This window comes from Kitasatospora sp. NPDC127067, assembly GCF_042724755.1.
In the GTDB taxonomy this organism is placed as follows: domain Bacteria; phylum Actinomycetota; class Actinomycetes; order Streptomycetales; family Streptomycetaceae; genus Kitasatospora; species Kitasatospora lactacystinica.
Genome location: NZ_JBHXEM010000031.1, coordinates 58,613 through 77,184 on the forward strand (window position 1 = coordinate 58,613; position 18,572 = coordinate 77,184).

The 18,572-nt window shown below is 75.9% G+C and carries 18 protein-coding genes; 8 read left to right on the plus strand and 10 right to left on the minus strand.

Features of this window, described 5'->3' with window-relative positions; genetic code table 11:
• Positions 1–20: 20 nt before the first annotated feature.
• Both ACFWJ4_RS15920 and ACFWJ4_RS15925 read right to left on the minus strand, forming a co-directional pair.
• On the minus strand, positions 21–833 hold the full coding sequence (locus ACFWJ4_RS15920; protein WP_380544004.1) for a thioredoxin domain-containing protein: 813 nt from the start codon (positions 831–833) through the stop codon (positions 21–23).
• Positions 834–985: 152 nt separating this feature from the next.
• Complete coding sequence (locus tag ACFWJ4_RS15925; RefSeq protein ID WP_380544007.1) at positions 986–1,660, minus strand: hypothetical protein; 675 nt, start codon at positions 1,658–1,660, stop codon at positions 986–988.
• Between the two features lie 219 nt (positions 1,661–1,879).
• Between ACFWJ4_RS15925 and ACFWJ4_RS15930 the strand changes: the two genes are divergently transcribed.
• On the plus strand, positions 1,880–2,758 hold the full coding sequence (locus tag ACFWJ4_RS15930) for a CHAD domain-containing protein (protein ID WP_380544010.1): 879 nt from the start codon (positions 1,880–1,882) through the stop codon (positions 2,756–2,758).
• Positions 2,759–2,886: 128 nt separating this feature from the next.
• Here the strand turns inward: ACFWJ4_RS15930 and ACFWJ4_RS15935 are convergent, their stop codons facing one another.
• Positions 2,887–3,741, minus strand: coding sequence for a helix-turn-helix domain-containing protein (locus tag ACFWJ4_RS15935; protein ID WP_380544013.1), 855 nt, complete (start codon positions 3,739–3,741; stop codon positions 2,887–2,889).
• A gap of 118 nt (positions 3,742–3,859) precedes the next feature.
• Between ACFWJ4_RS15935 and ACFWJ4_RS15940 the strand changes: the two genes are divergently transcribed.
• Positions 3,860–4,633 (plus strand): SDR family NAD(P)-dependent oxidoreductase, encoded by a 774-nt coding sequence (locus ACFWJ4_RS15940; RefSeq protein WP_380544016.1) that lies wholly within the window; start codon positions 3,860–3,862, stop codon positions 4,631–4,633.
• Between the two features lie 104 nt (positions 4,634–4,737).
• On the opposite strand, the gene ACFWJ4_RS15945 is transcribed toward ACFWJ4_RS15940, so the two are convergent.
• Positions 4,738–5,526 carry a uracil-DNA glycosylase gene (locus ACFWJ4_RS15945; protein ID WP_380544019.1) on the minus strand — a complete coding sequence of 263 codons (789 nt, stop codon included), beginning with the start codon at positions 5,524–5,526 and terminating at the stop codon, positions 4,738–4,740.
• Positions 5,527–5,677: 151 nt separating this feature from the next.
• On the opposite strand from ACFWJ4_RS15945, the gene ACFWJ4_RS15950 reads away from it, so the two are divergent.
• Positions 5,678–6,685, plus strand: a complete 1,008-nt coding sequence (locus tag ACFWJ4_RS15950; RefSeq protein WP_380544067.1) for a slipin family protein — start codon at positions 5,678–5,680, stop codon at positions 6,683–6,685.
• A gap of 81 nt (positions 6,686–6,766) precedes the next feature.
• Positions 6,767–7,216, plus strand: coding sequence for a CBS domain-containing protein (locus ACFWJ4_RS15955; protein WP_380544022.1), 450 nt, complete (start codon positions 6,767–6,769; stop codon positions 7,214–7,216).
• Positions 7,217–7,457: 241 nt separating this feature from the next.
• Here ACFWJ4_RS15955 and ACFWJ4_RS15960 read toward each other — a convergent pair whose 3' ends face one another.
• Positions 7,458–8,081: a TetR/AcrR family transcriptional regulator gene (locus ACFWJ4_RS15960; protein ID WP_380544025.1), complete on the minus strand. Its 624-nt coding sequence runs from the start codon at positions 8,079–8,081 to the stop codon at positions 7,458–7,460.
• Positions 8,082–8,155: 74 nt separating this feature from the next.
• On the opposite strand from ACFWJ4_RS15960, the gene ACFWJ4_RS15965 reads away from it, so the two are divergent.
• Positions 8,156–8,659: a DUF1453 domain-containing protein gene (locus tag ACFWJ4_RS15965; RefSeq protein ID WP_380544027.1), complete on the plus strand. Its 504-nt coding sequence runs from the start codon at positions 8,156–8,158 to the stop codon at positions 8,657–8,659.
• Between the two features lie 42 nt (positions 8,660–8,701).
• Positions 8,702–9,244 carry a hypothetical protein gene (locus tag ACFWJ4_RS15970; protein ID WP_380544030.1) on the plus strand — a complete coding sequence of 181 codons (543 nt, stop codon included), beginning with the start codon at positions 8,702–8,704 and terminating at the stop codon, positions 9,242–9,244.
• A gap of 11 nt (positions 9,245–9,255) precedes the next feature.
• On the opposite strand, the gene ACFWJ4_RS15975 is transcribed toward ACFWJ4_RS15970, so the two are convergent.
• Complete coding sequence (locus ACFWJ4_RS15975) at positions 9,256–12,147, minus strand: FAD-binding and (Fe-S)-binding domain-containing protein (RefSeq protein ID WP_380544033.1); 2,892 nt, start codon at positions 12,145–12,147, stop codon at positions 9,256–9,258.
• Between the two features lie 113 nt (positions 12,148–12,260).
• On the opposite strand from ACFWJ4_RS15975, the gene ACFWJ4_RS15980 reads away from it, so the two are divergent.
• On the plus strand, positions 12,261–12,887 hold the full coding sequence (locus ACFWJ4_RS15980) for a hypothetical protein (protein ID WP_380544036.1): 627 nt from the start codon (positions 12,261–12,263) through the stop codon (positions 12,885–12,887).
• A 6-nt stretch (positions 12,888–12,893) separates the two neighbouring features.
• Here the strand turns inward: ACFWJ4_RS15980 and ACFWJ4_RS15985 are convergent, their stop codons facing one another.
• The 3 genes from ACFWJ4_RS15985 to ACFWJ4_RS15995 form a co-directional block, all read right to left on the minus strand.
• Positions 12,894–13,898, minus strand: a complete 1,005-nt coding sequence (locus tag ACFWJ4_RS15985; protein ID WP_380544039.1) for a glycosyltransferase family 2 protein — start codon at positions 13,896–13,898, stop codon at positions 12,894–12,896.
• 218 nt (positions 13,899–14,116) lie between these two features.
• A complete protein-coding gene (locus ACFWJ4_RS15990) occupies positions 14,117–14,770 on the minus strand; it encodes a transglycosylase SLT domain-containing protein (protein WP_380544042.1) in 654 nt (217 codons plus the stop codon).
• Between the two features lie 543 nt (positions 14,771–15,313).
• Positions 15,314–16,150, minus strand: coding sequence for an EI24 domain-containing protein (locus ACFWJ4_RS15995; RefSeq protein WP_380544045.1), 837 nt, complete (start codon positions 16,148–16,150; stop codon positions 15,314–15,316).
• Between the two features lie 140 nt (positions 16,151–16,290).
• On the opposite strand from ACFWJ4_RS15995, the gene ACFWJ4_RS16000 reads away from it, so the two are divergent.
• Positions 16,291–17,079 (plus strand): S1 family peptidase, encoded by a 789-nt coding sequence (locus ACFWJ4_RS16000; protein ID WP_380544048.1) that lies wholly within the window; start codon positions 16,291–16,293, stop codon positions 17,077–17,079.
• A gap of 150 nt (positions 17,080–17,229) precedes the next feature.
• Here the strand turns inward: ACFWJ4_RS16000 and ACFWJ4_RS16005 are convergent, their stop codons facing one another.
• Positions 17,230–18,429 (minus strand): helix-turn-helix domain-containing protein, encoded by a 1,200-nt coding sequence (locus tag ACFWJ4_RS16005; RefSeq protein WP_380544051.1) that lies wholly within the window; start codon positions 18,427–18,429, stop codon positions 17,230–17,232.
• Between the last annotated feature and the right edge of the window lie 143 nt (positions 18,430–18,572).

Genomic DNA, 18,572 nt, shown 5'->3' on the forward strand with positions numbered 1-18,572 from the left:
CGGTGCGGGGAGGGTGCGGCCTACTGGAGGCCGGCGGCCTGCTTCACCTGCGCGCTGAACTGCTCGGCCGGGACCACGGCGTTGCCGGCGAACAGGGTGATCTGCTTGCCGTCCACCTTGACGGTCGGAGTGCCGGTCACCCCGCTGCCGTTGAACGCGTCGGAGACCTTGGCCGCCCACGGGGCGTAGGTCTTGTCGGTCACCGCCTTCACGAAGGCGTCCGTCTTCAGCCCGGGCACCTGGCCGGCCAGGTTCAGGATGTGCTCGACGTCGCCGAAGCCGTCCTCGCGCTCGTCCGGCTGGTTGGCGTACAGCACGTCGTGGAACGCCTTGAACTGGTCCACGCCCTCGTTCAGCGCGGCGCCGGCCGCGGCCAGCGCGGTGCGCGAGCCCTTGCCGCCGAGGTTCTTGTCCAGGAACGCCGCCAGGTGGAACTCCACCTTGATCCGGCCGTCCTCGGTGAGCTTCTTGATGGTCTCGCCGTTGGCCGCCTCGAAGTGCTTGCAGACCGGGCAGCGGAAGTCCTCGTAGATCTCCATGGTGTGCGGGGCGTCGGCCTTGCCGTAGGTGATCACCGTGCCGTCCGGGCCGGAGGCGTTGGCGGGCACGACCAGCGGCGCCGACGCGGCGGCGGAGGACTTGTCGTTCTTGTCCGAGGCCGAGTTGATCGCGACGGCGACACCGCCCGCGAGGGCCAGCACGACGACCGCGGAGACCGTCACGACGATCCGCTGACGGCGCTCGGCGGCCTGCTGCTCGCGGCGCTGCGCCTCCTGGATCCGCTCACGGGCACTGATGCGCTTGGCCTGCTGCTTGCTGGGGGCCTGAGCCATGGGGAAGTCAACTCCTGTACGCGGCGCGCGGGTGCGCGCGGGGAGCCGCACCGGGTGCGGCGGGGTCGGTGAACGCGGGAGTCGTGCGCACTGCCTGCGGGCGTACCGGGGCCGTCCGGCCGGGTACGGGGGTGATCAGATCGGGACGGTGATCAGCAGGCAGGCGCGAAGGCGGGCGGGCCACGCCGGGGCGCCGGGCTCAGCACCACGTCCTCGCGGCGCGGCCGGGCACGGTCCGACACCGGCAGCGGCACCCGCAGCACCGGACGCACCGGCGCGGGGAGCAGCAGGACGACCAGGGCGCGCAGCGGGCCGGCCAGCGACTGGCGCAGCGCGCACAGCGCCCGGGCCAGGCCGGACAGGGCGGCGTCGCCCATCCGCAGCCAGGCCGAGGCGGCGAGGGCGATCACCAGGTGCACCAGCAGGAGCAGCAGCTGGGTCGCGGCGGGGGCCAACTGCCCGGCGTGGCCCAGCGGGCCGCTCAGCAGCGAGCCGTCCACCGACCCGCCGCCGCAGACCAGCAGGTTCACCCCGCGGGCGGGCACCTGACCGGCCAGCACCGGCGAACAGCCGGCCTGGCCCAGGTTGAACGTGGTGTTGAGCAGCAGCTCGACCGGCACCATCACGCCGGAGATGTGCAGCATCCGCCGTTCCCCGCCGGCCAGGACGGCCGCGACCAGGAAGACGACGGCACCGGCCGTGGCCACCAGCGACAGCGGCAGCTGGCGGCCCGTGATGACGACCTGGCCCAACGCGGCCATCGGCACGGCGAGCGCGGTGAACACCGCGGCCCGCAGGGCCCTGGTCGCACGGGAGGAGGTCGTCACGCTCCGGAGTATGTCATGGCGCTCGCATCCGGCACGAGGGCCCGTAGGTCCCTGTTCCGGCTGACGCGCGATCAGTAGCCTGCGGGGTTCGACAGCGGGCCCGACAGCGGGCCCGGCCGCCCGCGGGGTCGCCCGCCCGGCTGCCGCGCGGTCGACAGCGGCCCGACGCGGATTAGCCTGGAAGGCGTTCCCGCTGACCCGACGAGGGGGCGAGCGTCCATGGCGAGACCCGACACCACGGTGGGGCAGGTGCTGCTGGCCCGCCTGGAGACGCAGGCGGCCGTGCTGGCCGGCCTGGACGACGCCGTCCGGGCGGACGAGCCGGACGCCGTGCACCGGATGAGGGTCGCCTGCCGGCGGCTGCGCAGCGCCCTGCAGACCTTCCGGCGGCTGGTCGCCCCCGGAGCGGCCGACGAGCTGGTCGCGGAGCTGCGCTGGCTCGGCGGCGTCCTGGGCAGGGCGCGGGACCGCGAGGTGCTGACCGAACGGCTGGCCGCCGAGGCCCGCGAGCTGCCCGCCGGGTGCGGCCCGCAGCGGGTCGCCGCAGCACTGGACCGGTGGGGCGAGGCCGAGTACCGCGCCATCTGGCCCGAGGTGGTCGCCGCCCTGGACAGCCCCCGCCGCCGGGCGCTCGGCGAGGCTCTCGCCGGCTTCCTCGCGGACCCGCCGCTGCGCCGGCGTGCCGCCCGCAGCGCCGTCCCGGAGCTCTCCCGGATCGCCGCCCGCGAGCAGCGGCGTACGGCCGGGCGGGTCGGGGCGGCCCTTGCCGCCGCCCCCGACGAGCGGACCCGCGCGCTCCACGAGGCCCGCAAGGCGGCCAAGCGCGCCCGCTACGCCGGCGAGGCCGCCGCCCCGGCGGCCGGCTCCCGGGCCGAGCGCTACGCGCAGCGGATGAAGGCCGTCCAGGAGGTGCTGGGCGAGCACCAGGACGCCGTGGTGGCCGCGACCGCCCTCGCGACCCACGCGGTCACCGGTGGCGAGCCGTTCGGGTACGGCGCCCTCTACGGGCGTCAGCTGGCGTCGGCCGAGGCCGCCCGGCGGCGGCTGCCGGACGTCTGGCGGCGGGCGGGCAAGCGGAAGCTGGCCCGGTTCGGGTAGGGCGTGTCCGGCGGTTCTCCGCCGGGTGCGCGAAGACCCGCAGGACGCGCCCCGGGGCCGCCGCCCGCGCGCCACCGACCGGGCCGAGGTCGCGTGCGGCGCGTGCGGTGGCTACCCCGGGGCGGTGGCTACCTCGGGGCGGTGGCGGTCCGGGGCCGGTCCCGGCCGGCCGCCGCGAAGGCGTGCCGGGTGGGGCTGTCGGGCGGGGCGAGGAAGGCGAAGAGGTGGCGGCCGTCCTCGGGGAGGGGCAGGACGGTGTAGTCCAGGACGGTGGCGGCGAGGGCCGGGTGGCGGACGTGGAGGCGGCCGGGGCGGGGCGGGGCGGCGCGGTGGCGGTCCCAGAGCTCGGCGAAGACGGGGCTGTCGGCCGACAGCCGGTGGACCAGGGCGAGCAGGGCGCGGTCGCGGGGACGGTCGGCGTGCTGGGCGCGCAGTGAGGCGACCAGGTCGGCGCCGATCGAGCCCTCGGCGGCCGTGTTGCCCTGCGAGCGGTCCCGGTACGGGCAGCAGAACACCTGCCAGAGCAGGTTCCGTTCACGGGCCGGCCGTCGTTCCGGCCCGGCCAGCAGCAGGGCGGCGGGCCGGTTCCAGGCCAGCAGGTCGAAGGTGGGGCCGGTGACGAAGGCGGGCGCGGCGTCGAGGGTGTCCAGCAGGGCGAGGGTGGTCGGAGGGAGTGCCGGGGCCTCGGCGGGCGGCGGGGCCGGGCGGTGCGGGCGGGCGGCCAGCCGGTGCAGGTAGCCGCGCTCGGCGGCGGTCAGTTGCAGGGCCTCGGCGAGGCCGTCGAGGACCGGGCCGGTCGGCACCCGTTGGCGGCCCTGTTCCAGGCGGGCGTAGTAGTCGGCCGAGATCCCGGCGCGGGCGGCGACCTCCTCGCGGCGCAGTCCGGGGGTACGGCGGCGTCCGGAGGCCGGTAGGCCGGCGTCGGCGGGCGCGAGTCGGGCGCGGCGGGCGCGGAGGAAGGCGCCGAGCGGGGTCTCGGGCATGCGCGTCAGGCTGCCACAGCTCGCCCGGGACAGCCAGGACCTGGCTGTCCCAGGAAGCCGGTTCCCGGGGAGCGTCCGGCCGCTGGTGGGCCGGCGGGCACGGCGGCAGGCTCGCCGCATGGGACTTCTCGATGACAAGGTCACGATCGTCACCGGCGCCGGGCGGGGCATCGGCGCGGCCGCCGCCCGGCTGTTCGCCCGGGAGGGCGCGCTGCTGGTGCTCGCCGCCCGCTCCGGCGCCGAGGTGGAGGAACTGGCCACCGAGCTGCGTGCCACCGGGGCCGAGGCGGTGGCGGTCGCCGCCGATCTGACCACGGCCGCCGGTGCGCAGCGGACGGTGGACACCGCGCTGGAGGCCTTCGGCCGGCTGGACGCGGCCTTCGACAACGCGGGCAACGGCCTGCCGCCGGCCCCGCTCACCGAGCGTTCGGAGTCGGATTGGGACGACACCCACGCGCTCAACCTGCGCGGCACCTGGCTCTGTCTGCGGGCCCAGCTGCGGGCGATGACGGAGGCCGGGCGCGGCGGCGCGGTGGTGCTCAACTCCGGGGTGGGGGCGCTGGTCGGGGGTTTCGGTGACGGCGCCCAGCAGGCCGCCAAGCACGGCCTGAGCGGTCTGGTGAAGGCGGCCACCGCCGATCACGCCCGGCACGGCATCAGGGTCAACGCCGTCGCGCCCGGGGTGGTGCGCACGCCGGGCACCGAGCCGTTCTTCGGGTCCGGGCCGGAGTTCGCCGCGCTGGTGGAGCGCTCCACGCCGCTGGGCCGGCCGGGTACGGACGAGGAGGTGGCGCAGGCGGCCGCCTGGCTGCTGAGCGACCGGGCCTCGTACGTCGCGGGCGTGACGCTGCCGGTCGACGGCGGGATCACGGCCACCCGGCGGTTCGACTGACCGGCCCGCGCCGGCAGCGGTTGCCCGCGGGCCGTGCCGGGGGGCGGGCGCGAGCGGGGCCGCGCGAGCGGGGTTGCGCGAGCGAGGCCGCCGGCGGGGGCGAGCTACCGGGGGTCGAGCCCCGCCGAGCGGGCCGCCTCGCGCAGCAGGTCCCGGAGCATCGCGGTGGTCAGCCGGCCGGTGTTCGTGTTGCGCGGGCTCACGTGGTAGCAGCCGTACATCCGCAGGTCCGGGCCGCCGTCGCGGGCCGGGAAGACGGCCAGGGCGGCGTGGCCGAAGGCGGGGCGGGGGCGGGGGACCCGCCAGCCGGCGTCCGCGATCACCGGCAGCATCGCCTGCCAGGCGAAGCCGCCGAGGGCGACGACGGTGCGCACGGTGGGGCGCATCAGCTCCAGCTCCCTGGTGATCCAGGGCCGGCAGGTGTCGCGTTCGGCCGTGCTGGGCTTGTTGTCCGGCGGGGCGCAGCGGACCGGGTCGGTGATCCGGACGCCGGACAGCTCCAGGCCGTCGCCGTGGCGGACGGACTCGGGGCGGTTGGCGAGCCCGAGTTCGTACAGGGCGGCGTAGAGCAGGTCGCCGGAGGGGTCGCCGGTGAAGATCCGGCCGGTGCGGTTGGCGCCGTGGGCGGCGGGGGCGAGGCCGACCAGGACGAGCGGGGCGTCCGGCGGCCCGAAGCCCGGGACGGGGCGGGCCCAGTAGTCCCAGTCCCGGTAGGCGCGGCGCTTGGTCCGGGCGGTCTCCTCGCGCCACCGGACCAGGCGCGGGCAGGCCCGGCAGCCGGTGACGACGCGGTCCAGCGCGGCGAGCCCGCCGGCCCGGACGGCCGCCTCGGCGGGATGGCGGGGGTCGTCGGGGTCGTCGGCGGGCGAGGAGGACGCGGCCACGGTCGGCATGGCCAGGATCCTAGAGGCTCCGGGACGTTCGCTCCGGCGCGGACCGGGCAGGCGTAGCGTGGAATCAGTTGCTCCGGCGGTCCCCGGCCGGTCAGGGTCGGCGGAGGCCGGACACGCCGGTGTGCGCGCAGGCCGCGAGGAGGCCGCCATGATCGTCGATGCGGTGCTGGGGGCCCTCGGAGCACTGGCCGGGCTGGGGGCGATATGGGCGAGCCTGAGCATCAGGGTCGTCCAGCAGTTCCAGAAGGGTGTGGTGTTCCGCTTCGGGAAGGTGCGCGACGAGGTGCGCGATCCCGGGCTGGTGGCGCTGATGCCGATCGCGGACCGGCTGCGCAAGGTGAACGTGCAGATCGTGACGATGCCGATCCCGGCGCAGGAGGGCATCACCCGGGACAACGTGACCGTGCGGGTGGACGCGGTGGTCTACTTCCGGGTGGAGGACCCGGTGAAGGCCACCGTCAACGTGCAGGACTACAACTTCGCGATCTCCCAGGTCGCGCAGACCTCGCTGCGCTCGATCATCGGCAAGAGCGAGCTGGACGACCTGCTGGCCAACCGGGAACCGATCAACCAGGGGCTGGAGTTGATGATCGACAGTCCGGCCCTGGGCTGGGGCATCGAGATCGACCGGGTGGAGATCAAGGACGTCGCGCTGCCGGAGTCGATGAAGCGCTCGATCGCCCGGCAGGCGGAGGCCGAGCGGGAGCGGCGGGCCCGGATCATCACGGCGGACGGCGAGTACCAGGCCTCGGAGCGGCTGTCGGACGCCGCGGCGGTGATGAGCAAGACCCCGGCCGCGCTCCAACTGCGGCTGTTGCAGACCGTGGTGGAGGTGGCCGCGGAGAAGAACTCGACGCTGGTGCTGCCCTTCCCGGTGGAGCTGCTGCGCTTCCTGGACAGCGCGACGGAGGTCCAGCAGCGGAACCTGCTGACGGCTGCCGCGGTCGCGGCCGGGGCGAAGGCCGTGGAGGAGGCGGTGGAGAGCGGCGAGGTGTCGGAGGAGGAGCTCGAACCGGAGCAGCCCAGGCACGAACCCCCGCCCCTGGAGGAGGTGTTGGAGAAGTCGCCGCTGGTCGGTCCGGAGTCGCCGGACGGCCGGGTCGGGCAGGGCGACGGGGTCGAGCAGGGCGGCCGTACGGGCCCGGCCGGGGGCGGCTGAGCGCGCCGGCCCCGGTGGCGTCGGCCACCGGCCCGGACCACGATGGACGGGGGGAAGGGAAGCCAGGCCAGGAGGCGGACCATGACCATAGCCAGCGACATCATGCACCCGGGCGCCGAGTGCATCGGCGAGCACGAGACGCTCGCGGCCGCCGCCCGGATCATGCGGGAACGCCATGTGGGCGCCCTGCCCATCTGCGGGCCGGGCGACAAGCTGCTGGGGATCGTGACCGACCGCGACATCGTGCTGCGCTGCGTCGCCGAGGGCCGTGACCCGGCGTCGGTGACGGCGGGCGAGCTGGCGCAGGGGCGCCCGATGACGGTGGAGGCGGACGAGGACTGCGAACAGGTGCTGCGGGTGATGGAGCAGTACCAGGTGCGCCGGCTGCCGGTGATCAACCACCCCGAGCACAAGCTGGTCGGCATGATCAGCGAGGCGGACATCGCGCGCGGTCTGCCGCGGGCGCGGGTCGCCGAGTTCGTCTCGGCGGTCTGCGCGGAGCAGGAGCCCGTGGGGGCCGCTCAGGGCTGACACCGCCGAGCGCCCCGGGCCGCGGCCATCAGCGCCTGGCCGGGCAGGGCGCCGCCCTCGCGGGCGAGCCGGGCGAGCCGGTCGGACCGGGGCGGCCGCAGGACGGCGTGCTGCTCGCCGGTCTCGACGGTCGACAGGCCCGGATCCCGTACCCGGGGCGCGCAGTGGTCGGCGGGAACCCGGTCCGCCTCGGTGGTGGTGGGGGTCGTCGCGCCGTTGTGCCGGGGGTGTTGGCGCGGTGTCAGGAGGCCGGAGCGGCCAGGGTGTCGAGGTGGCGGCGCAGCACCGCGCGCAGCTCGTCCGGGCCGACCAGGTCGGGGTGCTGGACGGCCTGGAGGGTGAGGCCGTCCAGCAGGGCGGAGAGCCGGCGGGTCTCGACGCCGAGGTCGAGGCCGGGGGCCAGGCCGCCGGAGCGCTCGGACTCGGTGAGGACGCGGCGGACCAGGTCGTCGAGTCCGGCCTGCATCTCGGCGGCGCGGGGCCGCAGGTCGGGCCGGGTCCGGGCGGCGGTGACGAAGGAGAGCCAGAGCGCGGACTCCTCCCGGCGTCCGGCGTCCAGCGGGAGGGTCTCGGCGAGCAGCCGGACGGTCCGTTCGCGCCGGTCGGTGCCGGCGGTGGCCGGGTCGAGCAGGACGGCGGCGTGGGTCCGGATGCGGGCCTCGATCCGGTGGGCCAGCTCGCCCATCGCGAAGATCATCAGCTCCGAGCCGCCGGCGAAGTAGTGCCGTACCGAGCCGATGGCCAGTCCGGCCTCCTCGGCGACGTTGCGCAGGGAGGCGTGCTCCAGCCCTTCCCGGGCCGCGACGCGCAGGACGGCGTCGGCGACGGCCTGGCGGCGCTCGGCGGGGTCGACGATCTTCGGCATGTTGCCGTTATAGCACGGGCGAGCTAAATTGCTGATTTAGCACGGTCGAGCTACAAAACTTCGGGGGAGTGGGAATGGACAACTGGGTGTACGTGGGGCTGGTCGCCGCCGTGGTCGTGGTGGTGGTGATCAGGCGGCTGCGTGGCGAGCCGCTCAACGCCCGGGACCTCTTCGCGGCGCCGGTGATCCTCACCGGCCTCGGCGCTTGGGCGCTCGCCCAGCGGCACGGCCTCGGCGCGGCCGACTACGGCTGGATCGCGGCGGGTGCCGCGCTCGGCCTCGCGCTGGGGGCGGTGCGCGGTGCCACCATCCAGGTCTACGAGCGGGAGGGCGTGCTGTGGCAGCGCTACACCGGGCGGACCTTCCTGGTCGCGGCGCTCTCGCTCGCGGTGATGGCCTGTTTCGCCGCGCTCGCCGGGCACTTCGGCCTGGCCCCGAACGCCAGGCCGGTCCAGCTGTCGATCGGCGTGGGCTTCCTGGGGGAGGCCCTGGTGGTGGGCTGGCGCGGGGTCTCCTCGGGCACTCCGTTCGCGCCCGAGCAGCGGGGTTCGAGCCCCCTCGACCGGCTCCGCCGGTAACATTGGTTGTCAGAGCGGGATTTGGTAACTAAGGTTGTCGGCATGACGATCGCGGAGATCACCCATGAGGAACAGACCGAGCTGGCCAAGGCCCTTCTCGACGCCCTCGGCCCCCTTGCCGCCGCCGTGCGCGCCCGCGCGACCGGCCTGCCCGCGGAGCGGATGTGGGACGCCGAGCCGGTCGAGGCCGCCCTCTCGGTGCTGTCCGCCTGGAAGCTGGTGGACGCCGAGGTCAAGCGGCTCACCGCGGGCGCGGCCGCTACCGCGGGCTCCTACGGCGCCGGGTACGAACAGCTCGGCGCCGCCTGGGGCATCACCCGGCAGGGTGCCCGGAAGAAGTGGCCGGAGGCCGTCAGTCGTCCGGTGGCGCGCCCGGGATCGCTCCGACTGTTCGGCGGAACAGTCGAGTTGATCGAGGACGCGGCCGCCGGCGGCTGGCGCTGGACGGCCATCGGCGCCGACGGCACGACCGGCGCGGCCGCCGTCGGCCACCGGACCCGGGAGGAGGCCGCGGCGCACGGCGGGGCCTTCCTCGCGGCGCACGCACCCGGCAAGGAGCCGCAGGACGCGCCGGGGCGTGTCTGACGACGCCCTCGTCACCTCGCGGACCGCAGCTCCCGGGCGATCAGCTCCGCCAGGTGCAGGGCCTGCCGCCCGTCGGCGAGTTGGTCGATCTGGGTGCGGCAGCTGAAGCCGTCCGCGAGGACCACCGTCCGCGGCCCGGCGGCCCGCACCTCGGGCAGCAGCACCCGCTCCGCGATGGCCTCGGACACCTCGAAGTGGCCCCGCGTGAAGCCGAAGTCGCCCGCCAGGCCGCAGCAGCCGGAGTCCAGCACCCGGTTGTTCAGGCCGAGCCGGGCCTCCACCCGGCGGTCGGCGGCGCTGCCGAGCACCGCGTGCTGGTGGCAGTGCGTCTGAGTGAGGGCGTCCAGCGGGATCCGGGGGAGCGGGGCGTCCGGGGCGTACTCGTCGAGGAACTCGGCGAAGGTGCGGGTGCGGTCGGCGAGCGGGCGGCCCTGTGCGCCGAGCAGCCGGGGCAGGTCCTCGCGCAGCGTCGCGGTGCAGCTGGGGTCCAGGCCGACCACGGGGGTGTCGGCCTGGACCCCGGCTCCCGTCAGCGCCCGCAGGCTGCGCCGCAACACCCGGCGGGCGGTTCCGAGTTGGCCGGTGGAGTACCAGGTGAGGCCGCAGCAGACCGGTCCTGCGGGCAGCCGGACGTCGAAGCCCAGGTGCTCCAGCACCTCGACGGCCGAGCGCGGCACGTTCGGCTGGAGGTGGTCGGAGAAGGTGTCCGGCCACAGCAGCACCGGCCGGGCGCCCGCCGGGGCCGGGTGGGCGGCGCGGTGCCGCCGGTACCAGGCGGTGAAGGTCTCCGGCGGGAGGACGGGCAGCACCCGGCGCGGGTCGATCCCGCCGAGCCGCTTGATCAGCCCGCCGGCCCGGGAGCGGGCGAGCGTGTTGGCCGCCCCGGGGGCGAGCGCGACGGCCCGCAGCCAGAGCGGCAGCCAGCCCATCGAGTAGTGCGCGAGCGGCCGCGGCCGGTGCCGGTAGTGCTGGTACAGGAACTCGGACTTGTAGGTCGCCATGTCGACGTGGACCGGGCAGTCGCTCGCGCAGCCCTTGCAGCTCAGGCAGAGGTCCAGCGCCTCCCGGACCTCCTCCGAACGCCAGCCGTCCGGGACGGCGTCCCCGCGCAGCATCTCGGCGAGCAGCCGGGCCCGACCCCGGGTGGAGTGCCGCTCCTCGCCGGTGGCCAGGTAGCTCGGGCACATCACCCCGCTGCCCGGGGCCACGCACTTGGCGACGCCCACGCAGCGGTGCACCGCCTTGACCAGGCTGCCGCCGTCCTGTTCGTACGGGAGGGCCAGCGGCAGTGTGCGGCGCGGGGCGGTGACGAAGCGCAGGTCGGCGTCGAGCGGGCGGGGATCGACCAGGGCGCCCGGGTTGAGTAGATTCTCCGGGTCCCAGATCCGCTTGAACTCGCCGAAGAGACCGATGACTTCGGGTGGGTACATGCGTGGCAGCAGCTCGGCCCGGGCCTGGCCGTCGCCGTGCTCGCCGGAGAGCGAACCACCGTACGAGACCGCCAGATCGGCCGCCTGCTCCAGGAACTCCCGGAAGACCAGCACCCCTTGGGGTTCGTCCAGCGGGAAGTCGATCCGCAGGTGCACGCAGCCGTCGCCGAAGTGCCCGTACGGGACGCCGCGCAGGCTGTGCCGGCGCAGCAGGGCGCGCAGGTCCCGCAGGTAGTCGCCGAGCCGCTCGGGCGGGACGGCGGAGTCCTCCCAGCCGGGCCAGGCCTCGCCGCCCCCGGGCAGCCGGGTGACGATTCCCGCGCCGGCCTCCCGGACGGCCCACAGCTGGCGCTGCTCGACCGGGTCGGTGACCAGGGCGACGGAGGCCGAGCGCTCGCGGCGCACCGCGTCGCCCAGTCGGCGGGCGGCCTGGTAGGCGGCCAACGGGGTGTCGCCGCCGGTCTCCAGGAACAGCCAGCACTCGCCGGCGGGCAGCCGGTCCAGTGCGGTCGGGCGCGGGCCGGCGGCGAGCAGTGCGGCGATCAGGTCGGCCGCCATGCCCTCGGCGGTCAGCGGACCGTACGGGAGCAGTGCCGGGACGGCGTCGGCGGCGGCGCCCTCGTCGGGGTAGCCGGCCACCACCAGGGCCCGCGCGGGCGGGTCCTCGACCAGGCGGACGGTGGCGCCGAGCAGCAGTGCGCAGGTGCCCTCGGTGCCGGTGAGCGCCCGGGCCAGGTCGTGGCCGTGCTCGGGCAGCAGCGCGTCCAGCGGGTAGCCGGAGGTGCGGCGGGGCAGTTGCGGCATGCCCTGCCGGATGACGGCGAGGTTGCGGTCGGTGAACTCCTGCAGCTCGGTGTGGAGTTCGCCGACCCGCCCGGGCCGTGCGGCGAGCGCGGCGCGCTCCGCGGGGGTGAGCCGCCCGCCGACGGTCAGCTCGGTGCCGTCCGCGAGCAGCAGCTCCAGCCGCTCGACGTTGTCGGCGGTGCGCCCCCAGGCCAGCGAGTGCGAGCCGCAGGAGTCGTTGCCGATCATGCCGCCGAGGGTGCAGCGGCTGTGCGTGGACGGGTCGGGGCCGAAGCGCAGCCCGTGCGGCCGGGCGGCGCGCTGGAGGTCGTCCAGCACGGTGCCGGGCTGGACGCGCGCGGTGCGGGCCCGCGGGTCGAGCTCCAGCACCGCGCCGAGGTGGCGGCGGAAGTCCAGCACCACCGCCCCCGGGCCGATCGCCTGCCCGCCGATGCTGGTCCCGGCCCCGCGCGCCACCACCGGCACCCGGTGCTCGCGGCAGAGCGCCAGCGCGGTGCGCACGTCGTCGAGGTCGGCGGGTTTGACCACGCCGAGCGGCAACTGCCGGTAGTTGGAGGCGTCCTGACTGTAGACGGTGCGTTCGGCGGCGCCGAAGCGGACCTCGCCGCGCAGCACGGCGGACAGCGCGCGGGCCAGCTCGGCCCCGGGGGCGGCGGACGGACGGCTCACCAGGGACCTCCCAGGAGTACGGCTCCGCCGATGATCGCAGCCGTACCGTCGTACCGGTACCGGGCACGACGGGGGTACCGCCGACAGGGTGTCCTGTGGCACGCTCGGCGGTCATGATCGAAGAATCCGCGGCCGTGGACCCGGCCGGCCCCGACGCCTACCTCGCCCGCCTCCCGATCGGCGAGCCGCTGCCCTTCCCGGCGGACGGCGCGCCCTCCTGGGAGATCTTCCCGTACGAGGGCGAGCTGACCGTCCGGGAACTCCGGGCGCCGGAGCTGCCCGAACCGCCCCGGAACGGCGAGGACGGCCCGGAGAGCTGCCCGGACTGCGCCCGGCCGGACGCCGACTTCCTGTGGACGGACGAGCACTGGCGGCTCGGCACCACCGAGGAGCCGGACGGACTGCCCGCCACGCTGCTCCTGTGGCCGCGCGCCCACCACGACCTGCTGGACCTGCCGGCCGAACTCTCCGCGGGGCTGGGCCCGATGCTCCAGCGGGTGGAGCGGGCCGTACGGTCGCTCGGCGGCATCGGCCGGGTCCATGTGAACCGCTGGGGCGACGGTTCCGCGCACCTGCACCTGTGGCTGCTCGCCCGGCCCGAGGGGATGGCGCAGCTGCGCGGCTCGACCCTGCCGCTGTGGATGGACGTGCTGCCGCCGATGCCCGCCGGGGTCCGGGCCGAGCGGGCCCGCCGGATCGCCGCCGCGATGGCCGCCGAGGGCGGCGTGGCGCAGGTCTGAGCGGGGTCATTTCCGCCCGGTGAGCGTGCCCCGCGCGATGTGGGAGAGCTTGGCCACCTCGAAGGCCGGGTAGGCGCCGCCCGCCAGCAGCGAGAACTTGATCCCTTCGCGGCCGCCCGGCCGGCGGTGGCCGGGCGGCTGGAAGCGGCGGTGGTGCTCGGCGGCGCGGTGGAAGAACTGCGGCCGCTCGGCACGGGTGACGCAGCCGGCCAGGTCGAAGACGAACAGGTAGTGCCGGATCATCCGGACGAACAGCGCGTCGCGCACCGCGTACAGGTGCGGCTGTTCCTCCAGCAGGGCGAAGCTGCGCTCGTACTGATCGAACAGGTCGAAGACGCTGCTGCCCGGGCCGCCCGCCGGGTGGACGGTCTCCCGGCGGCGCAGCTGCACGCACTCGCGTGCCAGCACGGCGGCCTTCCGGGCGCCGAGCAGCGCGGCGTGCGCGACCGGGACCTCCTCGTAGCGGCCGGGCGGGAAGGCCAGGCCCAGTTCGGCCCAGTGGCCGCGGCGGATCAGCCGGTCCCAGATCAGCGGCGGCGCGCCGAACAGGGCGGGCCGGTCGAAGGGGGCGAACGGTTCGGGGCCGGCCTCGGCGAGCAGGGCCTCGGCCCCGCCCGGCCAGTCCCGGTCCTGGTGCCGGCGGGAGTGGCCGAACAGCAGCACGTCCACCGGGCCGGTCTGCCGGAGCCGGTCGGCGAGCGTCCGGAGCGCGTCCCGGGGCAGCAGGTGGTCGGCGTCCAGGAAGAGCAGGTACTCGCCGCTCGCCCGTGCCGCGCCCGCGTTCCGGGCGGCCCCGACCCCGACCGCCGCGGTCAGGTGCAGCACCGACACCTGCGGGTGCCGGGCCGCGTACGCGTCGGCGAGCCCGCCGGCCGTCCCGGGGGACCGGTCGGCGACGACGATCACCTCGACGTCGGCCAGGGACTGCGCGAGCAGCGAGTCCAGGCAGTCGGCGAGCTGTTCGTGCTGGTCGTAGGCGGGGAGCACGACGCTGATCAGGGGTGAGGGCATGACGCCGGAGCGTAAGAGGGCCTGCGGACCGTGGCAAAGGTCTGACGGTCCGTAATTCCGATCAATCAGTGGCAAATCGTACGAGTGTGCGCCATATCTTCACGCCGCCTTCCGGACGTGTCCACGCCCGTACCGGCTCCCGGCCTGCGGGAACGTGCGCCGGGGCCCGCGACGCGGGGTGCGTCACGGGCCCCGGGGAGCCGAACCGGTGGTTCGGCCTAGTACCAGTGGTGGGCCTGCCAGAACGACCAGGCGGCGCAGGGGCTGCCGTAGCGGGTGTTCATGTAGTTCAGGCCCCACTTGATCTGGGTGGCCGGGTTGGTGCGCCAGTCGGCGCCCGCGGAGGCCATCTTGGAGCCGGGCAGGGCCTGGACCAGGCCGTAGGCGCCGGAGGAGGCGTTGACCGCGAGCGGGTTCCAGCTGCTCTCGCGGAACACGATGTTGCTGAAGCACTGGAGCTGGCCGGCGGGGACGATCTGCGCGGCGATCTGCTGCGGGGTGCCGGAATAGGCGGCCGGGGCGCTGGTGAGGTTCTGGCGCTCCTGGGAGCGGGAGGCGGCGGCCTCGGCGTCGGCCTTGGCCTTGGCGTCCGCCTGGGCCTGCGCCTCGGCCTGGGCCTGGGCGGCGGCGTCCGCCGCGGCCTTGGCCCGGGCCTCCTGGGCGGCCTGTTCGGCGGCAGCGGCAGTGGCGGCGGCGTCGGCCCGGCCCTGGTCGGCGACCGGCTCGCTGTCCACCGAGACGGCGGCCACGGGGGCGGCCTCGGTCGCGTTCCCGGCCTGCGGGATGGCGAGGGCGGCGGTGGCGGCGCTCGCGACCACGAGGGTGGCGACACCGGTGATCAGGGAGTTGCGGCGGGCATGGCTGAGCTGCATGGGGCGGGCGATCCTTCTCCGTCGGGGGCCGTGCCGGTGGCACCGGGGGCGGGGCGTCGCACGGGCTCCGGGCGGGCGGGGCTCGTGCGGCCGCCCTGGGCGGCCGTGGCGCCCCGGCGGTGGCGGCGGGGGCGGGCGGGCCGTGCGGCGGCGGAGGTGGTCGGCTGCGCTGCCTGGCGACGGGCCATTCTTGGCAGGGCCGAGGACGGGTGGCAAAGGCGTTAGCTACTACGCGGCATCGTGGTTGCGGGGCGGCCGTGGCAGGCTTCGACGATGGCTTTGGTGTTATTTGTCCGAATTGCACACCCTGGAGTGGAGGCCGGGTCGGCGGCGACGGATCGCAGGGGCGGCAGCCGTGGTGGCCTGTGTTCTTCAGGCGGGGCGGGGTCGTGGGCGGCCCGGTCCGGGTGCCTCGGCGGCGCCGGGCGGGGCGTTCGAGGGGGCCCGTCCACTATCGGGGATCGTGGATGGCGATCCCCCTGTGGGCGGGCTCACACGCGGGCCGGGGCGAGGTCGGCGCAGCGTGACCGGCCGGTGACGGCCTCAGGGGGTCGCGTACGGGTTGCCCGGAACGGGCCGCGCGGTGGCGGTGGGGAAGTCGGGGGCCGGGGCCGGCCGCTCCTCCTCCTTCTCCTCCTCCGGTGCGGTCGGGACGAGGTCGCGGGCCAGCAGGGTGGCGCCGGCGACGGCCCCCGGCATGGCGAGCACGGTGACCAGCGGCACCAGGAAGGCCAGCACCAGCGGCGTGCCGAAGCCCAGTGCCAGCCCGAGCCGGGCGCGCAGCAGTCGGATCCGCTCCGGCTGCGGCACCCGGCGCCGCTGCAGGGCGACGGCCGTCAGCTCGACGGTCAGGAAGAAGCCGGACACCAGGAAGCCGAGCGCGGGGACCACCGTCTGCCCGACCAGCGGGATGAATCCGCAGGCGAACAGCACCACGCCGAACGCGGCCACCCGCACCAGCACGTACACGCTGTCGCGCACCGCGATCAGCAGCTCCCGCCAGAGCGCGGTGTCCGGCGGGGTGGGCGCGCCGCCCTCGGTCTCGTCGACCGCGGCGCAGAGCGCCTCGTAGAAGGGCTGTCCGACCAGCAGGGTGACGGCGGTGAAGGTGAGCAGGGAGAACAGCAGGCCGCCGCCGAAGACGACCGCCGCGAGCGCGTCGCGCAGCAGGCCCCGCCAGGGAGTGCCCCAGTGGTCGGCGAACGGGGTGGCCCAGTCCGCGAGGTCCCGGGACCAGGCGCCGAGGAAGGCGAGCGCGACGACGTAGCCGACCAGCGCGAGCAGGGCCGGCAGCATGCCGAAGCCCCACCAGCGGCCGTGCCGGCCCACCCACTTCTGGCCCTCGACCAGGTACTTCATCCCCGCCGCAAGATCTCGCATGGGCGATCACCTTAGGGCTTCCGCACCCGGAACCGCGCATTGCCGTGTTCCTGCCAGTTCTGACCGGCAAGGACCGCCCCCTCCTGCCGCGCCGCCCGCCGGGCCACTCTCGGTCTTCCCCCACCTGCAAGGAGGATCTGATGAAGCGTCAATTCGGCAGAGTAGTCGGCCTGCTGGCCGGCCTGGTGCTCGGCGCCGGCATGCTCGTGCTGCCCGCCGCCGCCTCGCCCGCGCCGTCGCCGAGCGTGGTCGGCGGCACGCGGGCGACGCAGGGCGAGTTCCCGTTCATGGTGCGGCTCTCGATGGGCTGCGGCGGCGCGCTGTACACCTCGCAGATCGTGCTCACCGCCGCCCACTGCGTCGACGGCACCGGTGCCGACAGCAGCATCACCGTCACCGCGGGAGCGGTCGACCTGAACAGCGGCAGCGCGATCAAGGTCCGCTCCTCGTACGTGTACCAGTCGCCCTCCTTCACCGGCGCCGAGAACGGCGACGACTGGGCGCTGATCAAGCTGGCCTCGCCGGTGAACAGCAGCCTGGTCAGCACCCTGCCGATCGCCACCTCCACCGCCTACGACACGGGCACCTTCACCATCATGGGGTGGGGTGCCGCGCGCGAGGGCGGCGGCCAGCAGCGGTACCTGCTCAAGGCCACCGTGCCGTTCGTCGACGACGCCACCTGCGCCCGCGCCTATCCGGGTCTGAACGCCGCCGGCTCGCTCTGCGCGGGCTACGTCGCCCAGGGCGGCGTCGACACCTGCCAGGGTGACTCCGGCGGCCCGATGGTCCGCAAGGACGCGGCGGGCCGCTGGGTCCAGGTCGGCATCGTCAGCTGGGGCAACGGCTGCGCCCGCGCGGGCTACCCGGGCGTCTACAGCCAGGTGAGCACGTACGCGGCCGACATCGCCGCGGCGGCGGCCGGCCTCTGAGCCCACCCGCCGGGCCCGGTCCGACCGGTGCGGCAGGGCCGGCCACCACTCCCGCAGGTGGTGGCCGGTCCTGCTGTTCCGTGGCGGACCGGGCGCCGCCGTGTCCCGGCAGCGGCCGCCGCGTCCGGGCCGGGGGTTCGGTGCGGGCGTTCACCGGCGCAGCCATTCCCCGGCCCGCCGCTGCTCGCGGGCGATGCGTCCGGTGGTGGTCGGAGGCAGCCGGGCGAGCAGGGCGGCGGCGGCATCGGCGTGACCGGCGAGGGCGTGGGCGCCGGCGAGGCGGGCGGTGACCAGGGCGTGGTCGCGCGGGTGGGCGGCCCGGTCGAGGAGCCGCAGGGCCCCCTCCAGCCGGGCCGCCGCGGTGCGGGCGTGGGCGGTACGGCCGGTGCGGAGCGCGAGGTCCCGGTGGCAGGTGCCGTGGGCGACGGCCAGGACCAGCTCGGCGCGCACCGTCCAGGGCGTCGGCACGCCGGTGAGCAGTGTGGCGTCGGTCAGCCGCCGGGCGTCGGCCAGCGTCCGGTCGGCCTGCGCCGCCCGGCCGGCCAGTGCGTGGGCGTGGGCCTGGACGAGGGCGGCCCAGGCCCACAGCGCCGGCAGGGGAGGGGCGGTGGTCCGGGCGGCCTCGGCCAGGGCGAGTGCGGTGGCCGGGTCGCCGAGCCACCAGTACAGGGCGCTCTGGCGGACGAGCAGGGAGGCCGCGGTGGCCCGGTCGCCGGTCGCGCGGGCCCACTCCAGCCCGGTGGCGTACCAGCCGAGCGCGCGGGCGGGGCGGTCGCCCTCGAAATGGGCCCAGCCGGCGAGCTCGGCGTACTGGGCGGCGAGCGAACGGTCGGCGCCGGGGGCCTCGCGGGGGCCGGGGTGCCGCCCGCCGAGCAGGGTGTGGGCGTGGTGCTCCAGGACGGCGGCCAGCTCCTCGCCGCCGATCCGGCCCGCGGCGGCGCGGTAGGCGGCGAGCAGGTGGGCGAGCACCTCGACGGTGGCGGCGTCCGGTGGTGCGGCGCGGGCGGCGGGCGGTGTCCGGGCGGCGGCGCGTTCGCCGAGGCGTTCGCGCTCCTGCCGGACGGTCTGCCAGAGTTCGGCCAGCTCGCCGTCGGCGAGCAGGAGTTCGTCGGCCCGGGTGGGCATCCCCGGCGGCGGCCAGCGGCGGGCGTTCTCCACCCGGCTGATCAGCGAGTCGTGGTAGCCGAGCAGCCGGCCGAACTCGGCCTGGCTGAGGCCGCGGGTCTCGCGCCAGTGGCGCAGCCGGCGGCCGAAGCGCAGGCGGGCGGACTCGGGTTCCGTACGGGGCGGCGGCGGGGGTGGCGGGGCCGGGGGCGGTGGGGGCGGTGCGGGAGTGGGCAAGGGCAGCACGGGGTCTCCCGGAGGGGGCGGGGGAGCGCTCGTGGGGGAGCGTCATGCCCTGGTATCCCCGTTGACGTGCCTTGGTCAAACGAGAGGGGTGGATGGCGGGCCGGGAACGGCGCCGGGCCCGGGAGCCTCCGCAACGGCTCCCT

Coding starts and splice junctions, on each gene's coding strand:
- ACFWJ4_RS15960 (WP_380544025.1), bottom strand. CDS start 8,081: ATGCCGAAGATCGTCGACCCCGCCGAGCGCCGCCAGGCCGTCGCCGAC.
- ACFWJ4_RS15935 (WP_380544013.1), bottom strand. CDS start 3,741: ATGCCCGAGACCCCGCTCGGCGCCTTCCTCCGCGCCCGCCGCGCCCGA.
- ACFWJ4_RS15965 (WP_380544027.1), top strand. CDS start 8,156: ATGGACAACTGGGTGTACGTGGGGCTGGTCGCCGCCGTGGTCGTGGTG.
- ACFWJ4_RS15995 (WP_380544045.1), bottom strand. CDS start 16,150: ATGCGAGATCTTGCGGCGGGGATGAAGTACCTGGTCGAGGGCCAGAAG.
- ACFWJ4_RS15990 (WP_380544042.1), bottom strand. CDS start 14,770: ATGCAGCTCAGCCATGCCCGCCGCAACTCCCTGATCACCGGTGTCGCC.
- ACFWJ4_RS15985 (WP_380544039.1), bottom strand. CDS start 13,898: ATGCCCTCACCCCTGATCAGCGTCGTGCTCCCCGCCTACGACCAGCAC.
- ACFWJ4_RS15980 (WP_380544036.1), top strand. CDS start 12,261: ATGATCGAAGAATCCGCGGCCGTGGACCCGGCCGGCCCCGACGCCTAC.
- ACFWJ4_RS15930 (WP_380544010.1), top strand. CDS start 1,880: ATGGCGAGACCCGACACCACGGTGGGGCAGGTGCTGCTGGCCCGCCTG.
- ACFWJ4_RS15970 (WP_380544030.1), top strand. CDS start 8,702: ATGACGATCGCGGAGATCACCCATGAGGAACAGACCGAGCTGGCCAAG.
- ACFWJ4_RS15955 (WP_380544022.1), top strand. CDS start 6,767: ATGACCATAGCCAGCGACATCATGCACCCGGGCGCCGAGTGCATCGGC.
- ACFWJ4_RS16000 (WP_380544048.1), top strand. CDS start 16,291: ATGAAGCGTCAATTCGGCAGAGTAGTCGGCCTGCTGGCCGGCCTGGTG.
- ACFWJ4_RS15920 (WP_380544004.1), bottom strand. CDS start 833: ATGGCTCAGGCCCCCAGCAAGCAGCAGGCCAAGCGCATCAGTGCCCGT.
- ACFWJ4_RS15945 (WP_380544019.1), bottom strand. CDS start 5,526: ATGCCGACCGTGGCCGCGTCCTCCTCGCCCGCCGACGACCCCGACGAC.
- ACFWJ4_RS15940 (WP_380544016.1), top strand. CDS start 3,860: ATGGGACTTCTCGATGACAAGGTCACGATCGTCACCGGCGCCGGGCGG.